Genomic DNA, 14,887 nt, shown 5'->3' with positions numbered 1-14,887 from the left:
CGGCGGCAAGTAGCATGTGTGGGTGGTAACCGCTCTCTATCGCCGCTATCGGCCCGACACCTTCGCCGAGATGATCGGCCAGTCGCAGGTGACGGAGCCGCTGATGACGGCGCTACGCACCAACCGGGTCAACCACGCCTACCTGTTCTCCGGTCCGCGTGGCTGCGGCAAGACCACGTCGGCGCGCATCCTGGCCCGCTGCCTGAACTGCGCCGAGGGCCCAACCGACACCCCGTGCGGAAAGTGCGCCAGCTGCGTCGAGCTCAGCCGCGACGGCTCCGGGTCGCTCGACGTCGTCGAAATCGACGCCGCCAGCCACAACGGTGTCGACGACGCCCGCGACATCCGCGAGCGCGCCATCTTCGCCCCGGCCCGCGACCGCTACAAGATCTTCATCCTCGACGAGGCGCACATGGTCACACCGCAGGGCTTCAACGCCCTGCTGAAGATCGTGGAGGAGCCGCCGGAGCACGTGAAGTTCATCTTCGCGACCACCGAGCCCGAGAAGGTCATCGGCACGATCCGCTCGCGCACCCACCACTACCCGTTCCGCCTGGTGCCGCCCGCGCAGATGCTCGAGTACATCCAGGGCCTCTGCGACAGCGAGGGCATGACCGTGGCGCCCGGAGTCCTGCCGCTCGTCGTGCGCGCGGGAGGCGGCTCGCCGCGCGACACCCTCTCGCTCCTCGACCAGCTGATGGCCGGTTCCGAGGGCAGCGCGATCGAGTACGAGCGGGCCGTCGCGCTGCTCGGCTACACCCACGCCGCACTGCTCGACGAGGTCATCGACGCCATCGCCGCCCGCGACGCCGCCGGTGCGTTCGCCGCGGTCGACCGCGTCATCCAGACCGGGCAAGACCCGCGGCGGTTCGTCGACGACCTGCTGGAGCGGCTGCGCGACCTCATCGTCGTCGCCGCGACCAGCGTCGAAGGCGCCGCCGCCGTGCTGCGCGGGGTGCCGCAGGACGAGCTCGACCGCATGGGCGTGCAGGCGATGAAATTCGGCGCCGCCGAGCTCAGCCGATCGGCCGACATCGTCAACGCCGCGCTCACCGAGATGACCGGCGCCACCTCGCCCCGCCTCCACCTCGAGCTGATGATCGCGCGCGTGCTGGTGCCGTCGAGCGACGACACCGAGCGCGGCGCGCTCGCCCGCGTGGAGCGCCTCGAGCGCCGCGTCGGCGTCAGCGACGCGAGCGGGCCCGATGAGGTGCGCGCCGCGGCTCCGGCTCGGGCGGCTGCGCCTGCCACCGCGCCGGCCGCTCCCGCGCCGGTTACGCCTGCGCCAACCGCTCCCGTTGCGACCCCTCCCGTCTCGGAGGCGCCGCCCAGGCCCGAGCCGGTCGAACGCGCGGCGGAGACGCCGAAGCGCTCTGCGGCTGCCGCAACCCCGACCGCGGCGACTTCGGCCGAGGAGCCGGCCCCGTCAGCTCCCGCTGCCTCCGCACCTGCCGCACCTGCACCGGTCGGCGCGGTGACCACGCAGCAGGTCAAGGACTCCTGGCCGCAGATCCTCGATGCGGTCCAGCGCGCCAAGCGCAGCGCGTGGATGGTCGTGTTCACGGCCCAGGTGCGCTCGCTGAAAGAGGACGTGCTCACCCTGTCGTTCCCGAGCGACAACGACGTGCAGAGTTTCCGACAGCCGCAGACGGCGGGCGGCCAGAGTGTGAGCGAATACCTGCGTCAGGCGATCATCGAGATCCTGGGCATCCGGGTCAAGTTCATCGCGCGCGCCGACGGAGCTCCCGCCGGCGGCGCTCCTTCGCGGCCGAGCGGCGGAGCATCCTCCGCTCCGGAGGCCCCGACCTGGCCGGGCGCCGGCGGCGACGCGGCCGGCGTGGCCGCGCCCGCGCGCCCCGCCTCGCAGACGTCTGTCGCCCCGCCCGCTCCGTCCACGTCCGCGTCGTCGGCTTCGTCGTCGGCGCCCTCGTCTGCCGCAGCGTCCGCACCGTCGGCGGCTGTGACCGAATGGGCGACCGTCGCCATTCCGGCGTCGGTGCCGTCCGCTGTCGCCACCCTGGAGCGACCGCAGGTCGACGCCGAGCGCGCGAGCGCCCCGAACGCCGAGCCGTCGACGATCGCCACTGCCGACGATGTGCCGCCGGACGACCTGGAGGCCCCGGAGGAGACCGAGCCTCCCTACGAGTCCGTGGTTCCGGAGGAGCCTGCCGGCGACTGGAACGCCGCACCCACCGCGGGAGCGGTGGCGTCACCGCAACCTCCCGCGCGCGCGGCCGCCCCGCAGCGTGCCGCAGCGCCCGCCGCCGCCGACCGTCCGGCGGCCGACCGTCCGGCGGAGCGCACCGCGCCGGCCGCCGGGTCGCGCACGCCCACTTTCCAGGCGCCGCAGCGCTACGGCGAGGCCGTCGTCCGCGAGATCCTCGGGGCGACCTTCCTCGAGGAGCAGCCTGCGCCTCCTTCGCCGGGGATGAGGTAGCGGCGTGTACGAAGGCATCGTCCAAGAGCTGATCGACGAGCTCGGGCGTCTTCCCGGCATCGGCCCGAAGTCGGCGCAGCGCATCGCGTTCCACATCCTCCAGACCGAGAGCTTCGACGTCACGCGTCTGGCGGAGGTACTGCTCGAGGTGCGCGACAAGGTGCGGTTCTGCGAGATCTGCGGCAACGTCTCCGAACAGGCGACGTGCTCGATCTGCCGCGACCCGCGTCGCTCGCCCGAGCTGATCTGCGTGGTCGAAGAGGCGAAAGACGTCGTCGCGATCGAGCGGACCCGTGAGTTCCGCGGGCTCTACCACGTGCTCGGTGGCGCCATCAGCCCGATCGACGGTGTCGGCCCCGACGACCTCCGCATTCGCCAGCTCATGCAGCGTCTCGCCGACGGCACGGTGCAGGAGGTCATCATCGCGACCGACCCGAACCTCGAGGGGGAGGCGACGGCCACCTACCTCAGCCGCCTGCTGACCACGCTCGAGATCCGGGTCACGCGCCTGGCCTCCGGCCTCCCGGTCGGCGGCGACCTCGAGTACGCCGACGAGGTCACCCTCGGCCGCGCCTTCGAGGGCCGTCGCCAGGTTTCCTGACCTTCCGCCCCTCCCGCCTGCAGCGGGGAACCCCGTCACATGGCCGATCGGGCATATCCCCGGCCGGTAGAATGGTCACTCCCGTGAGTTCTGGAGAGCCTGTGGCCCTGATCGTTCAGAAGTTCGGCGGCTCGTCCGTCGCGAATGCCGAGAGCATCAAGCGCGTCGCCAAGCGCATCGTCGAGACCCGCAAGGCGGGCAACGAGGTCGTCGTCGCCGTCTCCGCGATGGGAGACACCACTGATGAGCTCGTCGACCTCGCCCACGAGGTCACGCCGATCCCGGCCCCGCGCGAGCTCGACATGCTGCTCACCGCGGGGGAGCGCATCTCGATGGCGCTCCTCGCCATGTCCATCAAGAGCATGGGATACGACGCGCGCTCGTTCACGGGCAGTCAGGCCGGCATGATCACCGACGCCCAGCACGGCGCAGCGCGCATCGTCGACGTGACCCCCGGCCGCATCCAGGACGCCCTCGACGAGGGGGCGATCGCCATCGTCGCCGGCTTCCAGGGCTTCAACCGCGACACCCGCGACATCACCACGCTGGGTCGCGGCGGCTCCGACACCACCGCGGTCGCTCTCGCTGCCGCGCTCGGCGCCGAGGTCTGCGAGATCTACACCGACGTCGACGGCGTCTTCACCTCCGACCCGCGGCAGGTGCCGCTCGCCCGCAAGATCGACCGGATCACCAGCGAGGAGATGCTGGAGCTCGCCGCAGCGGGCGCCAAGGTGCTGCACATCCGGGCCGTCGAATACGCCCGCCGTCACAACGTGACCCTGCACGTGCGCTCCTCGTTCTCGAACAAAGAGGGCACGTACGTCCTCAACGAAGCAGCGGCGGCCGAGGCCGCCAAGAAGGATGGAACCGTGGAAGAGCCCATCATCTCCGGAGTGGCCACCGATCTGAGCGAGGCCAAGATCACCGTCGTCGGCGTGCCCGACGTGCCGGGCAAGGCCGCGCAGATCTTCAAGATCGTCGCGAAGGCCAACGCCAACGTCGACATGATCGTGCAGAACGTGTCCGCGGCGGCGACGAGCCTCACCGACATCTCGTTCACCCTGCCCAAGTCGGAGGGCCAGCGCGTGCTGCAAGCGCTCACTTCCGAGAAGGACGAGGTCGGCTTCCAGTCGCTGCAGTACGACGACCAGATCGGCAAGCTCGCGCTCGTCGGTGCGGGGATGCGCACGAACACGGGCGTCTCCGCCGCGCTGTTCGAGGCGCTGTTCGAGGCCGGCATCAACATCGAGATGATCTCGACGAGCGAGATCCGCATCTCCGTCGTGACGCGCGCCGACACCGTCGCCGAGGCCGCCCGGGTCGTGCACACCGCATTCGGCCTCGACGGCGACGAGAAGGCGGTCGTCTACGCCGGTACCGGCCGCTAGACGCGGCCGCACCTCCATGCCCAGGGAATGCGCCGGCCCGCCCTCCCGTTCGACACTTCAGACCACGACTCGAAGGAACACACCATGAGCGAGACCGCCCCCGGATTCGACATCGCCGTCGTCGGCGCCACCGGCCAGGTCGGCAGCGTGATGCGCCGCCTGCTGGAGGAGCGCGACTTCCCGGTGAAGAGCATCCGCTTCTTCGCCTCCTCGCGCTCGGCCGGCACGACGCTGCCCTTCCGCGGCCAGGAGATCACCGTCGAGGACGTCGCGACGGCCGACGTCTCCGGGATCGACATCGCGCTCTTCTCGGCCGGGGCCACCGGCTCGAAGGCCCACGCGCCGCGGTTCGCCGAAGCAGGCGCCATCGTGATCGACAACTCCAGCGGCTGGCGCATGGACCCGGACGTTCCGCTCGTGGTCTCCGAGGTCAACCCCGAGGCGATCGCCGACGCGCGCAAGGGCATCATCGCCAATCCCAACTGCACCACCATGGCCGCCATGCCCGTGCTGAAGGTGCTGCACGAGGAGGCCGGCCTCCAGCGACTCATCGTGAGCACCTACCAGGCCGTCTCGGGATCGGGTCTCGCAGGGGCCGAGGAGCTCGCCGGGCAGATCCGCACCGCGGTCGCCGACGAGAACCTCCTGCAGCTCGTGCACGACGGCTCGGCCGTCGCGATGCCGGAGCCCGTCAAGTACGTGCGCCCGATTGCGTTCGACGTCATCCCGCTGGCCGGCTCGATCGTCGAAGACGGCCAGAACGAGACCGACGAAGAGAAGAAGCTCCGCAACGAGAGCCGCAAGATCCTCGGCCTCCCCGATCTGCTCGTGAGCGGCACCTGCGTGCGCGTGCCGGTGTTCACCGGCCACTCGCTGTCGATCAACGCCGAGTTCGGGTCGGCGATCTCGCCCGAGCGCGCCACCGAGCTGCTCTCCGTCGCCCCGGGCGTGCAGCTCACCGACGTGCCGACGCCGCTGGAGGCCGCGGGCCAGGACCCGAGCTTCGTCGGCCGCATCCGTGCCGACGAGGGCGCCCCGGAGGGCCGCGGCCTCGCGCTATTCATCAGCAACGATAACCTCCGCAAGGGCGCAGCGCTCAACGCGGTGCAGATCGCGGAGCTCGTCGCCGAGCGCCTGAGCACCCGCGTCGCCGGCTGACCATCCGCCGAAGGGCACGCAAACGCCCCTAAAACCCCGTTTTAGGGGCGCTTACGTGCCCTTCGATGCCGCTCCGCGCGAGATCTGTCTTGATGTCGAGACAGATCTCCGCGCGACGAGAGGTCGGGAGCGCCGCTCACCGTAGGATTGTCTGGTGAGCACTGATCCCATCGACGTCGTCCTGATCGGCGGCGGCATCATGAGCGCCACGCTGGGCTCCCTGATCCAGCGCGTGCAGCCCGACTGGAGCATCCGCATCTACGAGTCCCTGGGCGCCGTCGCCCAAGAGAGCTCCAACCCGTGGAACAACGCAGGCACGGGCCACGCCGCTCTCTGCGAGCTCAACTACATGCCGGAGGCCGCCGACGGCTCCGTCGACCCGGCCAAGGCCATCAGCATCAACGAGCAGTTCCAGCTGAGCCGCCAGTACTGGGCCTCCCTCGTCGCCGCCGGGCACCTGCCCGACCCGCGCTCCTTCATCAACGCCACCCCGCACATGACCTTCGTGCGCGGCCGCGACAACATCCGCTACCTCCGCAAGCGCTACGAGGCGCTGAAGGACCAGCCGCTGTTCGAGGGCATGGAGTTCTCCGAAGACCCCGCGACGATCGGCGAGTGGACGCCGCTGCTCACCAAGAAGCGCAGCGCCAAGCAGCGTATCGCGGCGACCCGGCAGACCGCGGGCACCGACGTCGACTTCGGCGCGCTCACGCGTGCGCTCGTCGACGACCTCGTCGACAACGGCGCGGAGCTCGCGCTCAACCACCGCGTGCGCAGCATCAAGCGCACCTCCGACGGACTCTGGCGCATCAAGGTGCGCCACGAGGTCGGCCACACGCCGCACGAGGCCACTGCGCGATTCGTCTTCGTCGGCGCCGGCGGCGGCGCCCTGCACCTGTTGCAGAAGTCGGGCATCCCCGAGATCGAGGGCTTCGGCGGGTTCCCGATCTCCGGGCAGTTCCTGCGCACGTCCGACCCGAAGATCGTCGCCCAGCACCAGGCCAAGGTCTACGGCAAGGCCGCAGTGGGCGCCCCGCCGATGTCGGTGCCGCACCTCGACACCCGCGTCGTCGACGGCGAGGCCTCGCTGCTCTTCGGCCCGTACGCCGGCTTCAGCCCCAAGTTCCTGAAGAGCGGCAGCTGGTGGGACCTCCCCGGCTCGGTTCGCGCGGGCAACCTCGGGCCGATGCTCGCCGTCGCGCGCGACAACTTCGACCTCATCAAGTACCTGGTCGGCGAGCTGCTCGCCAATCGCGCCAAGAAGATGAAGGCGCTGCAGGAGTTCATGCCCACCGCCAAGTCGGAGGACTGGGAGCTCATCACGGCCGGCCAGCGCGTGCAGGTCATGAAGAAGGACCCGAAGAAGGGCGGCGTGCTGCAGTTCGGCACCGAGGTCATCGCCTCGGCCGACGGCTCGATCGCCGGCCTCCTCGGTGCATCGCCGGGCGCGTCGACCGCGGTCCCGATCATGATCGACCTGCTGCAGACCTGCTTCCCCGACCGCTACGCGGGCTGGCTGCCGACGATCAAGAAGCTGATCCCGACCGTCGGCTCGACGCTCAACGACCGCCCGAAGGAGGCCGCGCGCGTGCTCGCGGAGACCGCGGCGGTGCTCGACCTGGAGGAGCAGCCGGCCGGGCAGGTCGTCCGGGCCTGACCTCCTCTCGAGCAGTCGGTCCGTACCGTGCGGTACGGACCGACTGGACAGCCGCGCCGTCGACCTGTTAGAGTCGGCGGCGCTATGAAGTGAGAACCTCCTCTCGTCCCGCGCCCGAGGCGCCGTCGATCGAGTGAGCGACCCCATAGGTCCTGCGCCGCCTGGTCATTCCAGCACCGGGCGCTCCGGCGCAACTCGTCCACGGAAGTCCGCCCGGCGGGAATCTGCTCCTGACGGAGCGCCCGGAAGGTGGTTCTCATGCATACCCTCACCCTCTCCCCGCTGCGCGCGGACGGCGTCTCAGTGCGCTACGGCGACCGGCGCGTGCTCTCCGACGTGTCGCTGACGGTGCCTCCCGGCGCCCGGATCGGCCTGATCGGCGAGAACGGCGTCGGCAAGTCGACGCTCCTGCGCGTGCTCGCCGGCGCCGAGTCGCCGGACTCGGGGATCGTCTCACGCCCCCGGCGCGTGGGCTTCCTGTGGCAGGAGGTGCGCTTCCTGCCGGAGGACACCCTCGCTGCCCTGATGGAGGACGCCCTCGCGGAGGTTCGCGCGATCGAGCGCGAGCTGGAGGCCGCATCGCTCGCCCTCGCGGACGACGATCCGGCCGCGGCGGCGCGCTACGACGACGCGCTGAGTGCCGCCGAGCGGGCCGAGGTCTGGACGGCGGAGTCGCGTCGCGATGCTTTGCTCGACGGTCTCGGCGTCGGCGGCATCCCGCTGGCCCGGCGGCTTTCCGAGGTATCCGGAGGGCAGCGCAGCCGGTTCGCGCTGGCCGCGCTGCTGCTCGGCCGGCCGGATGCGTTGCTGCTCGACGAGCCGACGAACCACCTGGACGACGCGGCTGCGGCGTTCCTGGAGTCGCAGCTCCTCGGCTGGCACGGCCCGGTGCTCTTCGCGAGCCACGACCGCGCGTTCCTCGACTCGGCGGCCACCGGACTGCTCGACCTGGATCCGACGCGCACCGGCACGACGGTCTTCGGCGGAGGGTACAGCGCCTACCTCGCCGAGAAGGCGGCCGAGCGCGCCCGCTGGGACAAGCAATACGCCGACGAGCAGGCCGAGCTCGCTGCGCTGAAACACGCGGTCGACGTCACGGCCCGCTCGATCGCCTGGTCGGGCAAGGTGCGCGACAACGACAAGTTCGTCAAGTCGTACAAGGGCAACACGCTCGACCGGCAGATCAGCCGGCGCATCCGCAACGCGGACGGCCGGCTCGACGAGCTGACGAAGACGCAGGTGCGCAAGCCGCCGAAGCCGCTGGGCTTTACCGGGATCCCGTCGGGATTCCAACGCTTGACCGAGGAGGCCGGGTCGCTGCTGCAGGCGGAGGACCTCCACGTGCCCGGGCGGCTGACGCTGGGCCGGTTCGCGGTCGAGGCCGAGTCGCGCGTGCTGGTCACCGGGCCGAACGGGGCGGGCAAGTCGACGCTGCTCTCCGTGCTGGCGGGCAGGATCGTCCCGTTGGTCGGGACGGTCCACCGCCGTCGCGGGCTGCGGGTCGAGCTCCTGGAGCAGGATGTGCGCTTCGCCGACCCGACGCAGACGCCGCGGCGGATCTACGAGCTGGCGCTCGGCGAGCGGCGTGCGGAGACGGTGCCCCTGTCGGGGCTGGGGCTCATCGCGCCGCGCGACCTCGACCGGGAGGTCGGAGTGCTCTCGGTCGGACAGCAGCGCCGGCTGGCGCTCGCGCTCATCATGGCGCGGCCGCCGCACGTCTTCCTGCTCGACGAGCCGACGAACCACCTCTCACTCGGACTCGCGACCGAGCTGGAGGAGGCGCTGGGCGGCTACCCCGGCGCCGTCGTGGTGGCGAGCCACGACAGGTGGCTGCGGTCGCGCTGGAACGGGGAGGTGGTGGCATTGTGAGCGCCACCGCGCGGCGCGGCTTGACGAAGATTCGAACATATGTTCGAATAGGTTCATGAGGTGGAGCGGGCAGGAACTGGCGGTGGAGACGCCGTCGGCCCTGCCCGGTCTCGCCCGGTTGAACAACCTGGTGAGGTCGGTGCGTACGCCCGAATTCGCGGGCATCACCTTCCACGAGGTCCTCGCCAAGTCGGCCCTCAACAAGATCCCGGGCGGGGGAGGGCCGATGCCGTTCGGGTGGACCATCAACCCGTACCGTGGGTGCTCTCATGCCTGCGTGTACTGTTTCGCCCGCCCCACCCACAGCTATCTCGAGCTCGATCAGGGCAAAGACTTCGACCAGGAGATCATCGTCAAAGTCAACGTGGCCGACGTGCTGCGCAAAGAGCTCGCGAAGCCGAGCTGGGGGCATCATCCGGTCGCGCTGGGCACCAACACCGACCCGTACCAGCGCGCTGAGGGGCGCTACGCGCTCATGCCCGGCATCATCGACGTCCTCACTGATTCCGGCACACCCTTCAGCATCCTCACCAAAGGATCGCTGCTCCGGCGCGACCTCGACCGGCTCGCCGAGGCAGCGCGTCACGTGCCCGTCGATCTCGCCATGTCGATCGCCGTCTACGACGACGAGTTGCAGCAGTCGGTCGAGCCGGGCACACCGACGACGAAGGCGCGCCTGGCGACCGTGACGGCTGTGCGCGAGCACGGTCTCGACTGCTCGGTCTTCCTGATGCCGATCCTTCCGTACCTCACCGACACACGCGCCCACCTCGACGAGGCGCTGCGGCAGGCGAAGGAGGCCGGCGCGACGAGCGTCCTCTACACGGCACTGCACCTGAAGCCCGGCGTCAAGGAGTGGTACTACCTGTGGCTCGGGCGCGAGCATCCCGAGCTGCTGCCGCAGTACCGGAGCATGTACGGCCGCGGAACGTACGCGCCCAAAGAGTACCGGGCCTGGCTCGCCGCCCGCATCAAGCCGCTCATCCGAGCGCACGGTCTCGAGCGCGGGCGCGAAGATCCGCTGACCGGAGGCGTGCGCTCGTCGGCGCTCGGCATGCTGCGCGACGGCGAGGGCGAGCGGCGAACCCTAGAGCCTGTGGCGCCTCAGGAGGTCGCCCCCGAGTCGGCTCTCGTGACGCTCGGAGTTCAGCCGACGCTGTTCTGAATAGGCCGCGCACTCGCGCGGGGTACAACACGCCCGAACCTCCGGGGTACACAGCGGCCGGGTGGAATGCCATAATCCCCTCTGGGGCGTCGCGGTCGAGCGGCGCTCTCCGGCGGGTCCGCCGGCCCCCCACTCGCGCCGAAGGAGCCCGGTGTCGCTCGGTCTTCCCAGCCATCTCTCGCGGGCGGCCAACTCCAAGGCGTTGGCGGTGGCAGCCCGCTGGGCCGCGCTGGTGTGCCTGGTGATGGCGATCGTGAACGTAGCGGTATCGACGGTGGGCGGGACGACCGGGGTCGGGTCCTGGATCAGCACGCTCGTGCTGGTGCCGATGATCCTGCTGCTGCTTCTGCTGTCGCGTGGGCGCACCGTGGTGCTGACCGTCGCGTACCTGCTCGTCGGCGCCGTGTGCACCTTCTTCTACGTCTACCTCCTCTTCGAGAGCACGCCCACCTACCGCGACACCAACCTGTTCGTGGTCGCCCTCCCGGTCATCGCTATGACGCTGGTGGGCGGAACGGGAACCGGGGCGCTTGCGGGGATCCTCTGGGCCACGCTCGGGTTCGCGCTCGCCGAGGCTGCCGTGCTGCTGGGCGCGAGCGCGGCGGAGCGCGTCTTCCGGCCCGACGCGATCTCGCTCGGCGCCTACCTGCTGCTCGTCGGCGTGCTCGCGTTCGACGGGCTCACGCGCGGCACACGATCGCGACCCCAGTCGGCCATCCACCGGGCCGTCCGCGACGCCCGTCTCGTGGACCTGCGGCGGGAGCTGCTGGCCGAGTCCACCGCCGACCTCCACGACACCGTGCTCAGCGAACTGGCCGCCGTCGCCGCGACCGAGTCCGGCGACCTCCCGCAGCGGCTGCGCGCTCGCATCGAATCCGACCTGCGCGTGCTCGGAGGAGCCGCCATCCCTGCCGACGCCTCGCCTCCGATGCTGCAGGCCGACGACGACCTCTGGTACGAGAGCGAGCTGCGGCGTGCCATCGAGGACGCCCGTGACGAGGGGCTCGCCGTCGACGTCTCCGGCGACCGCGACGCCGTCGCCCGTCTCGCCGACGACTCGCGGCGCGCCGTCGGGCTCGCCGTGCGGCAGTGCCTGGTGAACGTCCTCCGGCACTCGGGCAGCGCGACAGCCGAGGTGGCCGTGTCTTCCAGCGACCGCTCCGTCTCCGTCATGGTCGTCGACGGAGGTCGCGGCTTCGCCGTGACGTCCATGAGCGCCGACCGGCTGGGCTTGCGGCAGTCGGTGCACGATCGCATCAGCAAGGTGGGCGGCACGGTGACGGTCTACTCGAGCGAGGACGTCGGCACGACCGTGATCATGACGCTGCCCACGGCGGAGGACGTATGAACCCCGTGATCACCGAGACCATCGTGCGCTACCGGTCGATGCCGGTCGAGCGCACACCGCAGCGGCTGGATCCGCTGGGAGTGCAGTCGGCATGGCTGTTGGTGCCGCTGATCGGCGTGGTCGCCGTGGGTTACGCGCTGTACTCGACACTCGTTCACCTGGGGCAGCTGCGCAGCCCGGCGCTGGTCGTGTGGGCGCTCGTCGTGCTCCTGGTGGCGGTGGTCGTCGCCGCGATCCGCACGCATCCCGGGCTCGCGCCCGTCGGCCTGTGGTCACATCTGGCGATCATCGGCGTCGCGCTCGCCTCGGCCGTGCTGTTCGACGCTGCCGTATGGGGCGACAACCAGCGCATCCAGGACGACTGGGGCCAGATCGCTGTCGCCCTCCTTCTGACGGCGATGCCGCTCTACCGCCCCGTGGCCGAGGTGCTCACGACCGCGACAGTCTCCGCAGTGGTCCTCGGAGCGCTGGCCGCTGCGCAGGCGTCGTCCATCATCATCGCGAACCATCCGGCGGTGTACGCGACGGTCGCCGCGACACCGGTTCTGGCGCTCGCGTTCGGGGGCGCAGGCTACGCCTGGACGATGACGGGCGAGACCCTGCGCTGGCGCGAGGTCGCCCGCGGTGGTCAGCTGCGGTTGGAAGGCGAGCTGAGGCAGGTAGCCGAACGGATGGTGGCGCAGGAGCGTGCGACCGCTCTCAACGCGGAAGCCGTTCCGTTCCTCACCGAGCTCCTGGCCTCCGGTCGTATCACGCCGGAAGACCGCGAGCGGGCGCGGGCCATCGCGACCAGCCTGCGCCGCGCGGCGGTCGACGCGGTCGGTCGCACCTGGCTCGCCGAGACGGTGGACCTCGCTCTCGCGGGCCGCGGATCAGCCGGAGGCACCCAGCGCCGGTCGCGTATCGACGATCCCGATCGGCTCGAGCGGGTGCTGAGTGAAGAGCAGCGCGCGATCGTCGGTGCGCTGATCGGCACCGTCGCCGACCTGCCCGGGCTCGACCCGTCGAGCGTCACCGTCGCGGTCTCGGAGCCGGACCGCCCGGTATTCGTGCTCACCGCCCGAGCGCACGAAACCCGTCGGGTGCTGCGTTCGGCGCTCGTCCCATTCCTCAGCGCGCTGCAGTCCGTGTCGATGGAGGCGTCGATGCGGGTGCGCGAGGGGGGATTCACCGTGCGGTTCGCATACCCTGGGAGGCGGACACCATGAGCACCGCAGCAGCACGCCCCGCACCATCGTCGCCGCCGATCCGGCTGGCCATCCTCGACGACCACGAAATCCTTCTCGACAGTCTCGCCACCTGGATCGAGCGCAACGCGCCGGAGTTCGACCTCGTCGTGCGCGCGGAGAGCTGGCTGGAGCTGGTGCACAGCGATGCCTTCCCGACCGACCTCGTCATCATGGACCTCCAGTTGCGCGAATCGGTCTCGATCGGCGCGCGGGTCCGCACCTGCCGAGCGGCGGGCGCCAAAGTCGTCGTGTTGAGCGCGGTCGACACGCAGGAGGACCGCGATGCGGCGCTCGCTGCCGGTGCGGTCGCGTACGTCACGAAGACCCAGCCGATGGCCGAGCTGATCGCCGTGTCGCTCGCCGCGATGGGCAGGGACGGCTCCGCCGGAGAGCCGAAGCCGGCCTGGCGTCCGCGCCCGACGGTTCCGGAGGCCTCCCGACCCAAGTTGAGCGACGGCGAACGGCAGGCGCTCGTGCTGTACGCCGACGGCCGCACGACCTCGGAGGTCGCTCGGGCGATGAACGTCCAGTACGAGACCGCCAAGACGTATCTGCGGCGCGTCCGCGAGAAGTACGGCAAGGTCGGCAGGCCCACGAGTTCGCGCGCCGACCTCATCCGCCGCGCCGCTGAAGACGGCTACCTCACCTAGGTATCCGCCGCCCGCATAGGATTGCTCCGTGGCAAAACTGTATTTCCGCTACGGCGCGATGAACAGCGGCAAGAGCACGGCAATGCTGCAGGCGGCGTACAACTACGAAGAGCGAGGGCATCGCGTGCTGCTCGCCAAGCCCGAGATCGACACCAAGGGCGACATGGGCATCCTGTCGCGGCTCGGCGTGACCCGGCAGGTCGACTTCCTGATCGCTCCGGAGACCGACGCGTACGGCAAGTTCCAGCAGCACAGGGAGCGCACGATCAAGCGCTTCGACCGCGACGTGAGCGCATTGCTGGTCGACGAGGCGCAGTTCCTCACCGAGACGCAGATCGACGACCTGCTGCGGATCGCGCTGCTCGACGACATCCCGGTGCTCGCCTATGGCATCCGCACCGACTTCCAGACGGTCGCTTTCCCCGGCAGCAGGCGCCTCCTGGAGGTCGCCCACAGCCTCGAGGAGCTGAAGACGATCTGCCGCTGTGGGCGCAAGGCCATCTTCAACGCGCGCAAGATCGACGGCATCTTCGTCTTCGACGGCGACCAGGTAGCCATCGACGGCGCCGAGGTGAGCTACGAGGCGCTCTGCGGCAACTGCTACCTCGACGAGAGTCAGGGCGTGCTGAACAACGGCCGGCGGCACTGGCCGGTGAGCGCGGCGACCGCGTACGACAGCGAACCGGATTCGGACTTCACCTGATGCGTATCTCCGTCATCGGCGTCGGCTACCTCGGAGCCGTGCACGCCGCCGCCATGGCCGACCTGGGTCACACCGTGGTCGGCGTAGACGTCGACGAGGCGAAGATCGCTGCGTTGTCGGAGGCGCGGGCGCCATTCTTCGAGCCCGGCCTCCCGGACGTGCTCGCCTCCGCCACCGCCAGCGGGCGGCTGCGGTTCACGACGGACTTCGCCGCGATCGCGGATGCCGACGTGCACTTCGTCGCCGTGGGCACGCCGCAGTCCGCGGAGGGCGACGCCGCCGACCTCCGGTTCGTGGACGCCGCCTTCGACTCCCTCCTGGAGCACGTCTCGCCCGGCGACGTGATCGTCGGCAAGAGCACCGTCCCGGTCGGCACCGCCTCCCGGCTGGCGGAGCTCGTCGCCGAGCGCGTGCCCGGCGCGACGCTCGCCTGGAACCCGGAATTCCTGCGCGAGGGCTTCGCCGTCAAGGACACCGTGAGTCCCGACCGGCTGGTCTACGGCGTCCCCGAGGGTGAGCGGGGCGAGCGTGCCGCGCGCATCCTCGACGAGGTGTACGCCAGCGCGGTGGCGAACGGAACACCTGTCATCGTCACGGACTACGCCACGGCGGAGTTGGTGAAGGTCGCGGCGAACGCGTTCTTAGCCACGAAGATCTCCTTCATCAACGCGATGGCCGAGAT

The 14,887-nt window shown here is 70.4% G+C and carries 12 protein-coding genes; all 12 read left to right on the top strand.

The features are described 5' to 3' along the window. Positions 1-22: 22 nt before the first annotated feature. Complete coding sequence (locus tag AC0HS0_RS09615) at positions 23-2,437, top strand: DNA polymerase III subunit gamma and tau (protein WP_472963579.1); 2,415 nt, start codon at positions 23-25, stop codon at positions 2,435-2,437. A 4-nt stretch (positions 2,438-2,441) separates the two neighbouring features. Continuing rightward, positions 2,442-3,038 (top strand): recombination mediator RecR, encoded by a 597-nt coding sequence (gene recR / locus AC0HS0_RS09610; RefSeq protein ID WP_208039964.1) that lies wholly within the window; start codon positions 2,442-2,444, stop codon positions 3,036-3,038. Positions 3,039-3,139: 101 nt separating this feature from the next. Then, a complete protein-coding gene (locus AC0HS0_RS09605) occupies positions 3,140-4,426 on the top strand; it encodes an aspartate kinase (RefSeq protein ID WP_241704658.1) in 1,287 nt (428 codons plus the stop codon). Positions 4,427-4,510: 84 nt separating this feature from the next. Continuing rightward, positions 4,511-5,584: an aspartate-semialdehyde dehydrogenase gene (locus tag AC0HS0_RS09600; protein ID WP_472963577.1), complete on the top strand. Its 1,074-nt coding sequence runs from the start codon at positions 4,511-4,513 to the stop codon at positions 5,582-5,584. Between the two features lie 154 nt (positions 5,585-5,738). Continuing rightward, positions 5,739-7,241: a malate:quinone oxidoreductase gene (locus AC0HS0_RS09595; RefSeq protein ID WP_472963576.1), complete on the top strand. Its 1,503-nt coding sequence runs from the start codon at positions 5,739-5,741 to the stop codon at positions 7,239-7,241. Between the two features lie 258 nt (positions 7,242-7,499). Further along, positions 7,500-9,110, top strand: coding sequence for an ABC-F family ATP-binding cassette domain-containing protein (locus tag AC0HS0_RS09590; protein ID WP_472963575.1), 1,611 nt, complete (start codon positions 7,500-7,502; stop codon positions 9,108-9,110). 55 nt (positions 9,111-9,165) lie between these two features. Then, positions 9,166-10,275, top strand: coding sequence for an Rv2578c family radical SAM protein (locus AC0HS0_RS09585; RefSeq protein ID WP_472963574.1), 1,110 nt, complete (start codon positions 9,166-9,168; stop codon positions 10,273-10,275). 151 nt (positions 10,276-10,426) lie between these two features. Next, positions 10,427-11,623 (top strand): sensor histidine kinase, encoded by a 1,197-nt coding sequence (locus AC0HS0_RS09580; protein WP_472963573.1) that lies wholly within the window; start codon positions 10,427-10,429, stop codon positions 11,621-11,623. Next, on the top strand, positions 11,620-12,831 hold the full coding sequence (locus AC0HS0_RS09575) for a hypothetical protein (protein ID WP_472963572.1): 1,212 nt from the start codon (positions 11,620-11,622) through the stop codon (positions 12,829-12,831). The genes AC0HS0_RS09580 and AC0HS0_RS09575 overlap by 4 nt, the downstream gene beginning before the upstream one ends. Then, complete coding sequence (locus AC0HS0_RS09570) at positions 12,828-13,502, top strand: response regulator transcription factor (RefSeq protein WP_472963570.1); 675 nt, start codon at positions 12,828-12,830, stop codon at positions 13,500-13,502. Before AC0HS0_RS09575 ends, AC0HS0_RS09570 begins: the two co-directional genes overlap by 4 nt. Before the next feature lie 28 nt (positions 13,503-13,530). Then, positions 13,531-14,205, top strand: coding sequence for a thymidine kinase (locus AC0HS0_RS09565; protein WP_472963569.1), 675 nt, complete (start codon positions 13,531-13,533; stop codon positions 14,203-14,205). Continuing rightward, a partial coding sequence (locus AC0HS0_RS09560; RefSeq protein ID WP_472963567.1) for a nucleotide sugar dehydrogenase occupies positions 14,205-14,887 on the top strand: 683 nt, incomplete at its 3' end. The genes AC0HS0_RS09565 and AC0HS0_RS09560, both read left to right, overlap by 1 nt.

It is taken from the genome of Leifsonia sp. PARNA 1/14 (genome assembly GCF_055720965.1).
The sequence above is the reverse complement of the archived record's forward strand: the minus strand, read 5'-3'. Positions and strand labels throughout refer to the sequence as shown.

Coding starts and splice junctions, on each gene's coding strand:
- AC0HS0_RS09570 (WP_472963570.1), top strand. CDS start 12,828: ATGAGCACCGCAGCAGCACGCCCCGCACCATCGTCGCCGCCGATCCGG.
- AC0HS0_RS09575 (WP_472963572.1), top strand. CDS start 11,620: ATGAACCCCGTGATCACCGAGACCATCGTGCGCTACCGGTCGATGCCG.
- AC0HS0_RS09600 (WP_472963577.1), top strand. CDS start 4,511: ATGAGCGAGACCGCCCCCGGATTCGACATCGCCGTCGTCGGCGCCACC.
- AC0HS0_RS09590 (WP_472963575.1), top strand. CDS start 7,500: ATGCATACCCTCACCCTCTCCCCGCTGCGCGCGGACGGCGTCTCAGTG.
- AC0HS0_RS09585 (WP_472963574.1), top strand. CDS start 9,166: ATGAGGTGGAGCGGGCAGGAACTGGCGGTGGAGACGCCGTCGGCCCTG.